Origin of the sequence: Serratia sp. L9, assembly GCF_050632285.1 — a bacterium.
Taxonomy (GTDB): Bacteria; Pseudomonadota; Gammaproteobacteria; order Enterobacterales; family Enterobacteriaceae; genus Chania.
Window position 1 is genome coordinate 5,644,116 of the sequence record NZ_CP192591.1, and the last position, 14,984, is coordinate 5,659,099.

9 protein-coding genes and 1 tRNA gene are annotated in these 14,984 nt (G+C 55.0%); 1 reads left to right on the forward strand and 9 read right to left on the reverse strand.

All coding sequences use genetic code 11. The features are described from left to right. Positions 1–2 precede the first annotated feature (2 nt). The 9 genes from ACQ86O_RS26805 to gpt all read right to left on the reverse strand — a co-directional run bounded on the left by ACQ86O_RS26805 (position 3) and on the right by gpt (position 13,176). Positions 3–3,161, reverse strand: a complete 3,159-nt coding sequence (locus ACQ86O_RS26805; RefSeq protein WP_431223586.1) for an Ig-like domain-containing protein — start codon at positions 3,159–3,161, stop codon at positions 3–5. A 2-nt stretch (positions 3,162–3,163) separates the two neighbouring features. Further along, a complete protein-coding gene (locus tag ACQ86O_RS26810; protein ID WP_431223587.1) occupies positions 3,164–6,145 on the reverse strand; it encodes an Ig-like domain-containing protein in 2,982 nt (993 codons plus the stop codon). Between the two features lie 491 nt (positions 6,146–6,636). After that, complete coding sequence (locus ACQ86O_RS26815; RefSeq protein ID WP_431223588.1) at positions 6,637–7,263, reverse strand: LuxR C-terminal-related transcriptional regulator; 627 nt, start codon at positions 7,261–7,263, stop codon at positions 6,637–6,639. A 793-nt stretch (positions 7,264–8,056) separates the two neighbouring features. Continuing rightward, positions 8,057–8,132, reverse strand: a tRNA-Thr gene (locus ACQ86O_RS26820). Positions 8,133–8,333: 201 nt separating this feature from the next. After that, positions 8,334–9,587, reverse strand: a complete 1,254-nt coding sequence (proA, locus tag ACQ86O_RS26825; RefSeq protein ID WP_431223589.1) for a glutamate-5-semialdehyde dehydrogenase — start codon at positions 9,585–9,587, stop codon at positions 8,334–8,336. 9 nt (positions 9,588–9,596) lie between these two features. Further along, positions 9,597–10,700 carry a glutamate 5-kinase gene (proB, locus tag ACQ86O_RS26830; protein ID WP_431223590.1) on the reverse strand — a complete coding sequence of 368 codons (1,104 nt, stop codon included), beginning with the start codon at positions 10,698–10,700 and terminating at the stop codon, positions 9,597–9,599. Positions 10,701–10,812: 112 nt separating this feature from the next. Further along, positions 10,813–11,214, reverse strand: a complete 402-nt coding sequence (crl, locus tag ACQ86O_RS26835; RefSeq protein WP_431223591.1) for a sigma factor-binding protein Crl — start codon at positions 11,212–11,214, stop codon at positions 10,813–10,815. Positions 11,215–11,274: 60 nt separating this feature from the next. Then, a complete protein-coding gene (gene frsA, locus ACQ86O_RS26840) occupies positions 11,275–12,522 on the reverse strand; it encodes an esterase FrsA (protein ID WP_431223592.1) in 1,248 nt (415 codons plus the stop codon). 195 nt (positions 12,523–12,717) lie between these two features. Continuing rightward, a complete protein-coding gene (gene gpt, locus ACQ86O_RS26845) occupies positions 12,718–13,176 on the reverse strand; it encodes a xanthine phosphoribosyltransferase (RefSeq protein ID WP_021805588.1) in 459 nt (152 codons plus the stop codon). 338 nt (positions 13,177–13,514) lie between these two features. Here gpt and pepD point away from each other — a divergent pair, with 338 nt between their 5' ends. After that, the gene (pepD, locus tag ACQ86O_RS26850; protein WP_431223593.1) at positions 13,515–14,975 is read left to right on the forward strand and encodes a beta-Ala-His dipeptidase; all 1,461 of its coding nucleotides are present in this window, start codon (positions 13,515–13,517) and stop codon (positions 14,973–14,975) included. Positions 14,976–14,984 lie beyond the last annotated feature (9 nt).

Genomic DNA, 14,984 nt, shown 5'->3' on the forward strand with positions numbered 1-14,984 from the left:
CGTCAGGGTGTGTTCCCCTCACCCAGTTCGGCTTCTGGCGTAAAGCTCCAGCTGCCGTCCGGTTGCACGGTCGTGGTCCCCAGCACCGTGTCGCCGTCTTTCACGGTGACCACGCTGCCCGGTTTGCCGCTGCCGGTGAACTCCGGCTGCCTGTCATCGGTCACATCGCCCGGCTGCAGGTTGCCGGTGATCGTCCCCACGTCATCCTTGATGCCACCCACGCTGATCACCACCGGGGTGTCGTCCACCACCAGGGTGATCCCCGGGCTCGGCTCGCTGGTGTTGCCGGCCGGATCGGTCACGGTGGTGGTCAGGGTATGTTCGCCGTTGTCCAGCGGCTCGGCCGGGGTGAACGTCCAGTTGCCGTTGTCATCCACGGTGGTGGTGCCGATCGCCTTGCCGTTGTCCAGCACGGTGACCGTGCTGCCCGGTTCGCCTTTGCCGCCCAGGGTTGGCGAGCGGTCATCGGTGGTCTCGCCCGGCGCCACCGGCCCGGTCTTCTCACCCACGTCATCGGTGATCACCACGTCGGTGGCCGCGTCCGGCAGGGCTGTGTCCACACTGAAGGCAAAGCTGCCGCTTGGCGCACTGACGTTGCCCGCCGCGTCGGTCGCGGTAATGTGCAGGCTGTGCGTGCCGTCCGCCAGCGCCGTTTCCGGCGTCAGGCTCCAGCGCCCCTGGTCATCCGCAGTAACCGACCCGATCGCCTGACCGTTGTCATACAGGGTGACGGTGCTGCCCGCTTCCGCGCTGCCGCTCAGGGTTGGTGTGTTGTCGTTAGTTACCGCCCCTTTCTGCAAGGCACCGGTGTGCGGCTCCACGTTGTCCACCACGCTGGTGATCGCCGGCAAGTCTGGAACCGAGATATCAATGTTGAGGTCATAGGAGGGCGTACTCGGCGCGGTCTTGTTGCCGGCCGCGTCCACTGCCACGATGGTCAGCTGGTTGTTGCCTTCCAGCAGCGGCTGGCTTGGCGTCATTGACCAGGTGCCGGCGGCATTCACCGTCGCACTGCCAATCAGGTGGTTGCCCGCGCTGTCTTTGGCGTAGACCAGGACGGTGTCTCCCGCGCTGCCGATACCGCTGATCTGCGGCAGGCTGTCGTCGGTGATCCCGCCGGACGCCACTGGACCCTGAGTGAGGCCCACGTTGTCCGCCACGCCGGTGATCGCCAGGAACTCCGGGCCCACCGGGGATGGCGTGTAATCGGTGCTCAGGGTAAACACATCCGACGGCGCACTGGTGTTGCCCGCCTTGTCAGTGGCCGTGGTGGTCAGTGCGTGATCGCCCTCGCTCAACGGCGTGGTCGGGGTAAATGCCCAGGCGCCGTTGGCATCGGTGGTCACCGATCCAATCAGTTCGCCATTGTCATACACATGGACGGTACTGCCCGCTTCGGCCACCCCCTTGAAGGTCGGGGTCGCGTCGTCGGTCACGCTGCCGCTGACCAGTTCCCCGCGCACGTCGCCCACGTCATCGATGGCGCTGCCCACGCTCGGTTTGCCCGGCGCTTCGCTGTCCACGGTAAAGCCGAAGCCCGGCGAGGTCACGGTGTTGCCCGCCGCATCCTCTGCCGTCACCGTCAGGGTGTGTTCCCCCTCACCCAGTTCGGCTTCTGGCGTAAAGCTCCAGTTGCCGTCCGGTTGCACGGTCGTGGTCCCCAGCACCGTGTCGCCGTCTTTCACGGTGACCACGCTGCCCGGTTTGCCGCTGCCGGTGAACTCCGGCTGCCTGTCATCGGTCACATCGCCCGGTTGCAGGTTGCCGGTGATCGTCCCCACGTCATCCTTGATGCCACCCACGCTGATCACCACCGGGGTGTCGTCCACCACCAGGGTGATCCCCGGGCTCGGCTCGCTGGTGTTGCCAGCCGGATCGGTCACGGTGGTGGTCAGGGTATGTTCGCCGTTGTCCAGCGGCTCGGCCGGGGTGAACGTCCAGTTGCCGTTGTCATCCACGGTGGTGGTGCCGATCGCCTTGCCGTTGTCCAGCACGGTGACCGTGCTGCCCGGTTCGCCTTTGCCGCCCAGGGTTGGCGAGCGGTCATCGGTGGTCTCGCCCGGCGCCACCGGCCCGGTCTTCTCACCCACGTCATCGATGATCACCACGTCGGTGGCCGCGTCCGGCAGGGCAGTGTCCACACTGAAGGCAAAGCTGCCGCTTGGCGCACTGACGTTGCCCGCCGCGTCGGTCGCGGTAATGTGCAGGCTGTGCGTGCCGTCCGCCAACGCCGTTTCCGGCGTCAGGCTCCAGCGCCCCTGGTCATCCGCAGTAACCGACCCGATCGCCTGACCGTTGTCATACAGGGTGACGGTGCTGCCCGCTTCCGCGCTGCCGCTCAGGGTTGGTGTGTTGTCGTTGGTCACCGCCCCTTTCTGCAAGGCACCGGTGTGCGGCTCCACGTTGTCCACCACGCTGGTGATCGCCGGCAAGTCTGGAACCGAGATATCAATGTTGAGGTCATAGGAGGGTGTACTCGGCGCGGTCTTGTTGCCGGCCGCGTCCACTGCCACGATGGTCAGCTGGTTGTTGCCTTCCAGCAGCGGCTGGCTTGGCGTCATTGACCAGGTGCCGGCGGCATTCACCGTCGCACTGCCAATCAGGTGGTTGCCCGCGCTGTCTTTGGCGTAGACCAGGACGGTGTCTCCCGCGCTGCCGATACCGCTGATCTGCGGCAGGCTGTCGTCGGTGATCCCGCCGGACGCCACTGGGCCCTGAGTGAGGCCCACGTTGTCCGCCACGCCGGTGATCGCCAGGAACTCCGGGCCCACCGGGGATGGCGTGTAATCGGTGCTCAGGGTAAACACATCCGACGGCGCACTGGTGTTGCCCGCCTTGTCGGTGGCCGTGGTGGTCAGTGCGTGATCGCCCTCGCTCAACGGCGTGGTCGGGGTAAATGCCCAGGCGCCGTTGGCATCGGTGGTCACCGATCCAATCAGTTCGCCATTGTCATACACATGGACGGTGCTGCCCGCTTCGGCTACCCCCTTGAAGGTCGGGGTCGCGTCGTCGGTCACGCTGCCGCTGACCAGTTCCCCGCGCACGTCGCCCACGTCATCGATGGCGCTGCCCACGCTCGGTTTGCCCGGCGCTTCGCTGTCCACGGTAAAGCCGAAGCCCGGCGAGGTCACGGTGTTGCCCGCCGCATCCTCTGCCGTCACCGTCAGGGTGTGTTCCCCTCACCCAGTTCGGCTTCTGGCGTAAAGCTCCAGCTGCCGTCCGGTTGCACGGTCGTGGTCCCCAGCACCGTGTCGCCGTCTTTCACGGTGACCACGCTGCCCGGTTTGCCGCTGCCGGTGAACTCCGGCTGCCTGTCATCGGTCACATCGCCCGGCTGCAGGTTGCCGGTGATCGTCCCCACGTCATCCTTGATGCCACCCACGCTGATCACCACCGGGGTGTCGTCCACCACCAGGGTGATCCCCGGGCTCGGCTCGCTGGTGTTGCCGGCCGGATCGGTCACGGTGGTGGTCAGGGTATGTTCGCCGTTGTCCAGCGGCTCGGCCGGGGTGAACGTCCAGTTGCCGTTGTCATCCACGGTGGTGGTGCCGATCGCCTTGCCATTGTCCAGCACGGTGACCGTGCTGCCCGGTTCGCCTTTGCCGCCCAGGGTTGGCGAGCGGTCATCGGTGGTCTCGCCCGGCGCCACCGGCCCGGTCTTCTCACCCACGTCATCGATGATCACCACGTCGGTGGCCGCGTCCGGCAGGGCAGTGTCCACACTGAAGGCAAAGCTGCCGCTTGGCGCACTGACGTTGCCCGCCGCGTCGGTCGCGGTAATGTGCAGGCTGTGCGTGCCGTCCGCCAGCGCCGTTTCCGGCGTCAGGCTCCAGCGCCCCTGGTCATCCGCAGTAACCGACCCGATCGCCTGACCGTTGTCATACAGGGTGACGGTGTTGCCCGCTTGCGCGGTACCGCTCAGGGTCGGCGTATTGTCGTTAGTTACCGCCCCTTTCTGCAGTGGGCCAGTGTGCGGTTCAACATTGTCCACCACGCTGATAATCGCTGGATCGCCAGTCGCAATCGGAATAAAGACAGTAATGTCATAGCTTGGTGATGACGGCTCGGTTCTGTTACCTGCCGGGTCCTGTGCGACGATCGCCAACTGGTTGTTGCCCTCCAGCAGCGGCAAATCTGGCGTCATGCTCCAGGAACCTTCCTCACCGACCGTTGCGCTGCCAATCAGGTGGTTGCCAGCGGTATCTGTGGTGTAGACAAAAATGGTATCGCCAGCGGTGCCGATACCGCTGATCAGCGGTTTGCTGTCGTCAGTGATGTCACCACTGCCCACCGTACCCTGCAGGTCACCCACGTTGTCTTCCACTGCCGTGATCGCCAGGTACTCTGGCCCGGTCAGTGGAGGAGTCGTATCAACAGTAAAGTCCAGCGGCTCGGAAGGCTTGCTCTCGTTACCGGCCGGATCGGTTACCGTCAGGGTAATACTGTGATCAATTTCGCTTAACGCTTCGTCTGGCGTAAAGCTCCACTTACCGTCTTCACCGATCACCACAGAGCCGATTTTTTCACCGTTATCGTAGATCGTCACGGTATTGCCCGCTTCGCCGACACCACTCAGTTCTGGTCTGGTTTCATCGGTAGAGCTGCCACCAGTGATAATCCCGGTAATAGGCCCGGTATTATCCTGTGCGTTTGCCACACCAGCCTGATCCGGTGCGGTAGTATCGATAATGACTTCGATAGGTGCTGAAGGCTCGCTCTTGTTCCCGGCCTTGTCTTCCTCGACAATCACCAGTTCATGCTTACCTTCTTCGAGCGGATTTTCTGGCTTGAACACCCAATTGCCGTTCTCGTCAACGGTAGTGGTGCCGATCTCTTTGCCATTATCTTCGATGATAATGACGTTGCCTGGCTCACCTTTACCACTCAATTGAGGCTGGGTTTCATCCGTGCTATCCCCTGGCTTCAATGGTCCGGTAATGCTACCGGTATTATCCAGGATCTCACCGATCTCGTTCTGAGAAGGTGCCGACGTGTCGACTGTAAAGCCCCATCCTTCTGAAACACCGCTCTGATTACCTGCCGCATCACTCTGAGCAATGGTGATGTTGTGTGGACCATCGGCAAGTGCGGTTTCTGGCTGGAAAGACCAACGGCCCGCAGAGTTGACTTCTGTTTTACCGATTTCAACACCGTGGTCATAAATAGTAACGATGCTGCCCACTTCGCCCGTACCGCTGATTTCTGGGCGGGTATCATCAGTGGTGTTGCCAGGTTTGATTTCACCCAGTTGATCACCCACCTTATCCATGATGTGCTGGATAGCTGGCAGGTCTGGCGGCACGGTGTCTACGCCAAAATTCAATGGGTCTGATGGTGAACTAACGTTGCCCGACGGATCGGTTTCGGTGATCACTAACTGGTGTTGGCCTTCGCCCAGAGGGGTCTCCGGGGTGAATGTCCAGTTTCCGTTACCATCAACGACCGTAGAACCAATTTCCTGGCCCTTGTCATAGACGTTGATGATGTTACCTGGTTCACCGGTGCCGCTCAGTACCGGTTTGGTTTCATCAGTGACGCTGCCATCCTTGATGGGGCCGGTTACAGGTCCGGTATTATCCATCGACTGGCCGATGGCAGGTTTTGCCGGTGGAGTGGTGTCGTCATTTCTATCGTCATTTTTATTATGATTGACAATCGCGGCACCAGCACCGATAGCCGTTGCGGCGGCTACCCAGCCCAACAGGCCGTAAAGGGCATTATTGTCGTCGTCGGAGGTGACGAAGATGCCATTACCACTGCCTAAAGCAGGGCCACCTAATGCGGCTTCGGTCATTTCTCCGTTGGCAGTCAGGTAGCCACTTTCATAGCCTTCACCAGAAAGAGGCACGTAGGCATACAGTTGCCCATCTTCCGCCATCCCCAGCAGGACCGGATTGTTGGCATTGCCGTTGAAATAGTCTTCAATGATGATGCTGGCTTGAGTGTCTCCTTCTTGTATGACATGTAACTCATTGCCAACGCGGGTAAGAGTAATATTCTCTGGTGCAAAATCGTTACCCAGGTCTTTCAGCAAGTATTTATTACCCTGGACCAATTTTACCTTAACTGCCTTGTTTGCGTTCGCGGTCAACAGACGGGTTTTTCCTTCTCCGCTGTTAACAGCCAGAACTATTGTTCTATCCATTTATGTCATAACTCCAGACGTGGTTCCGATTAAAATCCAATGAAATCCCTTTTAAAAAAGGATCCTCACGTAACGAAGTGAGATAATCATCGGGCAGTTTATCACCGATTATTACCTCGCATTAGCCTCCCCCTAGCCCCCTATTTACAGGCCAATAACACACCCTAAGTAAACTTAGGAATCAGCCCTCGAGACATTCACACAACCCATTGTTTTAAATGAATAAACACCAAATTTAAATAGATAAAAAACTGTTATGATCTTCAATTTATAGGTAACGCTTAGGAAAAAATAAGTCATGGACTAGATAAATAATCCTCACCTAGGCAGGGGTAAGTAAATAATATTTACGCTGATCATAATAATAAAAATCAAAAGGGTAAAAGCCCGATAAAACGACATAAGATGAAAGTAAGATAAATAGCAAAATGCGTATTTACTTACTCTCATCGTTAATCATTTATCAAGATAGAAGACAAACAGAAGAGGAATTAACCCTGGTGTCCCATACTTTCCATTCTAAATGAAGAGGCAGGTAAGCGTTTAGTACCGATTTTACGAAGTATATTAGATTTGTGTGCACTGATAGTTTTTTGACTACGTGACAGTTTAACGGAGATTTCTTTGTTGGTTGCACCATCAAGGTACATTTTAAGGATTTCCATCTCACGGCGGGTCAAGCCGACAGACTCACAGTATTCCTCATTAAAAAGTGCAGAATTATTGCTTTTGAGCGCGTAAATATCCCAGGAATAACAATAACCACCGGTTTGCACTACATTGATTGCATTAAGGAAAAATTCAACCCCACTTTCATATTCAATCATCCCGCGCACATTACTTAAATAGTTAAGGTATTTGTGTAGCGGTTGCTCTTTTTTGGCAAGGATCAGGATAGGAACATTGGGCATTAACAAAAATTTCTGAAAACTGGATAATGGCGTTGCCTCCAATTTTTTACCATCAATGATGCAGATATCGTAAAATTCAGACAAGATCTTGCTGGTGCATTCCTCTACACTTTTTAGAACGATATTTGATTCTGGGTAGCTGGTTTCAACGATACGGATAATACCCAAGCTCCCAATATTTTTTTCACCCAGATAAAGAACATTCATAACTAATCCCTTAAGTACCATACTCACATCGCAATTGACCTTAAGACTCATACATTTTACTGGTGGATACAGGCCAAAGAATGTGAAAAGAAACGATTAAAAATCCCTTTTAAACCATTATTATGACGTTACCAATATCATAAAATCGTTGGATAAAATCAAAAATGGTGTATTTCGATACAAAAATTCCGGTTGAAAATAGGAAGAGCCTATAAGAGGGCTGGTTTATCATCCATGAGTAATATTTATAGTGCCTAACCCATTAAAATTCGGTCAGAATTTAGTATTCTCCATAACAGATTAAACCATTTGGTTGGCATAGTTTCACAAAAAAAATAAGAATAAGAATAAGATTTGAAGAACTGCAGATGTAGGAATTTTCCGAACAAGAATTACCAAGAATAATCCTAAAAAATATTAAATATATATAAGGACAACTAAAAAATCAGGCGTAGCACAATCAGAAAACATGACCATTGAAACCTTAAATAAAGAAGAAAACTGCCGCATTACTTTCATTTCCCGCCTTAATTTTTAACAAAGGAAAATCCTTCCCTCAATAATAAAAATGAAAAGCAAGAAAATACAAGCAGAAATAAGAGCTGCATAGCAAAAGCAGCTTTCATTTTGCACGTCATTGAATACTTACGCCACAGCTAAGTCTGCATAGCTGATTGAGCCAGACCGATGATATTCGCATATATTATTAATTAATTTTTAAGGATTTATCATTCACGATTTATCAATGAACTGGCAGAGACTGCCTACAGCGACACTGGATGAATGCTTGAGATGGTGCCGATAATAGGAGTCGAACCTACGACCTTCGCATTACGAATGCGCTGCTCTACCAACTGAGCTATATCGGCTTTGGGATGGGCATACGGGCATATGCCAGCGTACATCGTTCAAATTAGGCAAAAACATCCAACAAGTCAATAGCATGCTAATTATTTTATGTTTTTCACATCAGGGCAGACTTTAAGCAGTTCCGTGCTGGATAAGACAAGGGCGCAGAATAGATACCCTGCGCCCCTGCACGACACCCATCAGGTCATGTAGCAACCACCTCAGCTACGCACCAGATCGTCGCCGTAACCAATCCATTTGTAGGTGGTCAAGGCATCTAACCCCATCGGACCGCGCGCGTGCAGCTTCTGGGTGCTGACGGCCACTTCTGCGCCCAAGCCAAACTGCCCACCGTCGGTAAAGCGGGTGCTGGCATTAACGTAAACTGCTGCGGAATCCACCGCACGCACAAAATATTCGGCATTGCTCATTGAACGCGTCAAGATGGCATCGGAATGGCTGGTGCCATGCTCACGGATATGCTCGATGGCGTGATCGAGGCTATCCACCAGTGTCACATTCAGATCCAGAGACAGCCATTCGTCATCATAATCCCCAGCGTCAACCGCCACCACCTGCGCTGGCCCTTCCTGCAACAGCGCCATGGCGTTATCACTGGCGTGCAATGTCACCCCAACCGCAGCCATCCGCGCACTCAGCACAGGCAGAAAGCTGTTGGCAATCGTGCGGTTAACCAACAGGGTTTCTACCGAGTTGCAGGCGCTTGGGCGTTGGATTTTGGCGTTCTCAATCACCTGCAGCGCTTTTTCGTAATCCACGCTGTCATCCACATAGATGTGGCAGACGCCGATCCCCCCGGTGATCACCGGAATGGTCGATTGTTCTCGGCAAAGCTTATGCAAACCGGCACCGCCACGCGGGATCAGCATGTCGACATAGCGGTCCATACGCAGCAACTCATTCACCAGTTCGCGATCCGGGCTCTCAATCGCCTGCACTGCCGCCGCTGGCAGGCCACATTGATCCAGCGCCTGCTGGATCACTTTTACCGTAGCCTGGTTGGTATGATGCGTCTCTTTGCCGCCGCGCAAAATCACCGCATTACCGGTTTTCAGGCACAGGCTGGCGACGTCGATGGTGACATTAGGGCGCGCCTCATAAATGACACCAATCACGCCGAGCGGTACACGGCGTCGCTCCAGCTTCAGGCCGCTGTCCAGCAAGTTGCCGTCGAGCACATGGCCAACCGGATCGTTCAGGCGGCACACCTGGCGCACATCGTTGGCGATCGCTGCCAGCCTGGCGGGCGTTAACAACAGACGATCCAGCAGGGCTTCACTCATACCGGTGGCACGCGCCTGCTCCATATCCAGTTCATTAGCCTGCAGGATCGCTTCACTTTCGGTCTCCAGCCTGTCGGCGATTACCGCCAGCACCTGGTTCTTTTTAGCCGTACTCAGCACCGACAATTGCCAGGAAGCCTGCTTGGCGGCCTTCCCCATCTCCTCGAGCATGTTCACTCCTTAACTTACAATCATATCGTCGCGATGCACGGCCACCGGGCCGTATTCGTAGCCCAGAATTTCGCTGATTTGCTGCGAATGATGGCCGGCAATCATACGCATCGCATCGCTGTTATAGCGGCTGACACCATGAGCCAGATCACGGCCCGCCAGATTGCGGATACGGATCACTTCGCCACGCGAGAAATCGCCTTTGACATCGCGTATTCCTTTCGGCAGCAATGAGCTGCCACGGGCCATCATGGCTTCAACCGCACCGTCATCAATGGTGATCTCACCCGCAGGCGGCGCACCAAAGATCCAGCGTTTGCGGTTCTCCAGCGGGGTTTCCAGCGCGTGGAAACGGGTACCCACCGGGTTGCCCTCTATCACATCGGCAACCACGCCGGGTTTGCTGCCAGCAGCGATAATCACATCAATGCCCGCGCGGCAGGCTACATCAGCCGCCTGCAGTTTGGTGCCCATCCCGCCGGTCCCCAAACCGGAAACGCTGTCGCCAGCGATCGCCCGCAGCGCATCATCGATACCGTGCACTTCACGGATCAACTCCGCCTCTGGGTTATTACGTGGATCGGCAGTGTATAGGCCTTGCTGATCGGTCAGCAGCAGCAGTTTATCCGCGCTTGCCAGGATAGCGGCCAGGGCAGACAGGTTGTCGTTATCACCAACCTTGATCTCGGCGGTCGCGACTGCGTCGTTTTCGTTGATCACCGGGACAATACGGTTATCCAGCAGCGCGCTCATGGTGTCACGTGCGTTAAGGAAGCGCTCACGATCCTCCAGATCGGCACGCGTCAGCAGCATCTGCCCGACATGAATGCCATAAATGGAAAACAGCTGTTCCCAAAGCTGGATCAGGCGGCTCTGCCCTACCGCAGCCAGCAATTGCTTGGAGGCAATAGTCGCAGGTAGTTCAGGATAACCCAAATGCTCACGCCCGGCGGCAATCGCCCCGGAGGTAACAATAACAATGCGGTGACCCGCAGCGTGTTGCTGTGCGCATTGGCGCACCAGTTCGACAATATGGGCGCGATTCAGGCGCAGCGATCCGCCGGTCAACACGCTGGTGCCCAATTTCACAACCAATGTCTGGCTGCTGTTCATAATATCTCTGCCGTTGGAATAAGAAAGGAATGCAAAAGACGTTGTAACAGGAGAGCCGCGTTATGCCAACAGGCATAACGCGATTTCAATGCAATTCTGACGGGAAAATGATCTAGGCGGAGAGTTTTATCGGTTGTTCATTAAAATCATCGGCAGGTGCCAGCACCAGTTCCATAGTGGCTAACAGTTCACCCAAACGATGATGGAAGACGCGCAGCGTGGTTTCCAACTTTTCTTTTACTTCAGCATCTTTAATCTTTTCCGCATTCCACTTCCCTTCTTTGTCGAACAGACCAAAGTGATAGGTATAGGTAAAACGGGATTTTTCAGCCTGCAGCTCGATCCACCAGCCCCAGAACTCACGCTTTTCCGGTGCGGGTTTTACATTGACGCAAACCGCTAAACAATCGAAGAAAAAGCGGTCGTTCTCGCATTGCCCTTCACGCAGATAAGGCCCCAGGCTGGCAAAGCGTTTCATTAGTCGGCTTTTAGGGTGGCCACTCGGTAACGTCATTCTTCAACCTCCTCAATGTAGTCCACCCTTTTTAACAAACTGCTAAAAATTAGCAACCCGTTACCTCATTTTATCTCGTAACCAGTCACAGATTTGCAATAAGGATTTATGGAAGCTTTGGTACACCGGCGTACGCGGGATCGAAATCAGTTTGCCGTTCAATGAAGAAGAGGCGATCAGTTGCGACTCTTCTTTCGGGCTGATTGGATCGCCCTCCCAATACGCGGCCAGCATCGGGGTTGGGCAACGGCGGCCTAGCAGCCCCTGGGTTTTCAGGGAATAGCGGTTCAGTTCGGTTTTCAGCACGCTGTCGGCAGCGTTCGACATACCCATACGGCTGGCCAGCACGTCCATATACATATCAGGCACATGATCCTGGCATTTCATATCACACAGCAGGCTATGAACCACCGGGCCGACGCAGGCCACACCTCGCAGACGGTGCGACTCCAGATAGGCCAGCCGAACCGCCACATTGGCACCAAAACGAAAACCGAAGGCACTGACACGCTGGTGATCAACCCAGGGGATAGAGGGAAGCTGCGCTAACACCTGCTGGTGCAGGAAGCTGGAATCCTGCGTCAATTTCCATTTATAGGAAGAACCAATGGAAGGCATGTCGATAGTCAGCATCGCAATGCCATGGGGGGCAAGATAATCGCGGAACAAGCGGTGATAATCGGTTTGCAGCGTATCCAGGCTGCCGCACATCAGCACTGTTGGATAAGGTGCCTGGCCGCTATCTGGCATATGCAGGAAGCCGGTGATGGCGCTGCCGCCTTCGATGGCAAACTCCAGCTCTTTTAACTGGTAGGGCAATAGCAAAGCGGCTTCTTCATAGGCACGGTTGGAAAGCACTTCCGCCTGTTCTGCCAGCTCATCGCCTTTCAGATGCGGATAACCGGCGATGCTGTATAAATTGGCGGCATTCAGCCAATACTGCCCGCCGACCAGCGGATCTTGTTGCTCTAGCGCCCGTTGTTGCCACTGCATTCCCTGGCGCACCCACTCGTAGATCCAGTTGCCGTTACGGTAGCCGACCACGGTATCGAGCAGATGATCGTCGCTGTGCTCGGCGTTAGAAACCGCAATGCGCGCCAGCACTTCACTTATCTCCAGCGGATCAATGCCACGCCAGGTCCACAGCAGGTGGTTGAGCATACGATACCAGTTGCAATCGGTATCCCCTTCCAGCGGTGAGTGCATGTCCGCACCAACCGCGTGATGGGCACGCGTCACCAGCGTCGAGGTTTCGACATGTTTGAATGTGGGTTTGAACAGTACTTCAGAAAGGTTGGCTTGTGCCATGGTAACAACAGCCTCCGAGGATCTTTCATCAAGGCTTAAAACAGCCGGGATATCTGGAGATAGTGTACCTAACTCTGGCAGCAGACACCAAAGTTCACCCAGCAGATGGCGGGAATTTACAGAAGATGACGAAATCGGCCCTAAATGGCAAACGCCCGGCTATTGCCAGGCGTTTTAATTGCCAATCTAACGAACTTAACGGCCGCCGATAGGTGGCACGAAAGTCACAGCCATATCCCATGGCTGCTCAATCCAGGTATCTTGCGGAATATCAACCACGTAGTCGTCAACCAATGGACGGCCAGCCGGTTTGGCAAAGATGGTGACGAAGTGGGCCTTCGGGTACATATCGCGGATCGCTTTCGCGGTGCCGCCGGTATCCACCAGATCGTCAACCACGATAAAACCTTCACCATCGCCCTCGGCGCGTTTGAGCACCTTCATTTCGCGCTGGTTGTCATGGTCATAGCTGGAAATGCACACGGTATCCACGTAGCGGATACTCAACTCACGTGCCAGCAAAGAGGCCGGTACCAGGCCACCACGGCTTACGGCAATAATGCCCTTCCATTGGTCGGCAGGCAGCAGGCGGTGAGCCAGTTTGCGTGCTTGCATCTGCAACATATCCCAGGTAACAACGTATTTTTCGCTCATAGAATGGTGTCCCGGCCAGCAATAGATGTGGCTTACTCAGTAAATCAGGGGAAAAAAGGTTGCGCGAGATTATAGAGACAGAGCGCGCCGAATACCAGATTAACTGAGGGATTCAGCAGAATTTCGTTTGGCAACCTCTGCGGTGATTGATGCTGGCTACCTCAACAACTGCACACTAAACGGGCGCCTGAAACCACAGAAACAGCGCAATACGGTACGCGCACGCCCCAGAATAAAATGATATTCTCTGACAATCGTGCCATGAAGCACAGATACCAACTCACCCTGACCGCGCAGCCTTCGCACCTTGCTGAGAATGCTGCAATAGGAGACTTACAGTGTCTGAACTTTCTCAACTTTCGCCACAGCCTCTGTGGGATATTTTCGCCAAAATCTGCTCGATTCCACATCCCTCGTACCATGAAGAAGCGCTGGCGCAGCACATCATCGACTGGGCTAAAGAGAAGAACCTGCATGCCGAGCGCGATCAGGTCGGCAATATCCTGCTGCGTAAACCGGCGACCAAAGGCATGGAAAACCGCAAACCGGTAGCCCTGCAAGCCCACCTGGATATGGTGCCGCAGAAGAATAACGACACCGTGCATGACTTCGCCAAAGATCCAATCCGACCTTATATCGACGGCGAGTGGATTAAAGCACGCGGCACCACGCTCGGTGCAGATAATGGTATCGGTATGGCTTCCGCATTGGCGGTTTTGGCCGATGACAGCGTTGAACACGGTCCGTTGGAAGTGCTGCTGACCATGACGGAAGAAGCCGGGATGGACGGTGCTTTTGGCCTGCAGCCTAACTGGTTGCAAGCCGATATCCTGATCAATACCGACTCCGAAGAGGAAGGCGAGATCTATATGGGTTGCGCCGGCGGTATTGATTTCATCACTACACTGCCACTGCAACGTGAAGCGCTGCCAGCCGGTTATCAGACGCTGAAACTGACTCTTAAAGGGCTGAAAGGCGGCCACTCCGGTGCGGATATCCACCACGGTCTGGGTAACGCCAACAAACTGTTGGCACGTTTCCTGTTTGCCCATACTCAGGAACTGAGCCTGCGCCTGCTGGATCTGAACGGCGGTACGCTGCGTAATGCCATCCCGCGTGAAGCTTCTGCGGTGGTGGCGGTTCCGGCAGCCAAAGCCGATGCGCTGAAAGCCTTGAGCCAGCAGTTCCTTGCTATATTGAAAAACGAACTTTCTGCCAAAGAGAAAAACATCACCGTTCTTCTCGAACCCGTGAGCAGCAGCGCACAGGCGATGACCGCTGATTGCCAGAGCCGTTTTATCGCGCTGCTGAACGGTACGCCTAACGGCGTGATCCGCATGAGTGATGAAGTGAAAGGGGTCGTTGAGACTTCCCTGAACGTTGGCGTGGTGACGACCAGCGAGAATGAAGCCGAAATCATCTGCCTTATCCGATCATTGATCGACAGCGGTAAAGACTATGTGGTCGGTATGCTGACGGCTCTGGGCCAACTGGCCAATGCACAGGTTGCACCTAAAGGTGGCTACCCAGGCTGGCAGCCAGATGCTAATTCACCGGTGATGCAGTTGGTACGTGAAACCTACCAGAAGCTGTTCAACAAGACGCCGAACATTATGGTGATCCACGCAGGGCTGGAATGTGGCTTGTTCAAAAAGCCTTACCCAGAGATGGATATGGTGTCGATTGGGCCAACCATTACCGGCCCACACTCGCCGGATGAGCAGGTGCATATCGCCAGCGTGGGGCAATACTGGACGCTGCTGACCGAACTGCTGAAAGCTATTCCTGATCGCAAGTAAGTTGTCAGG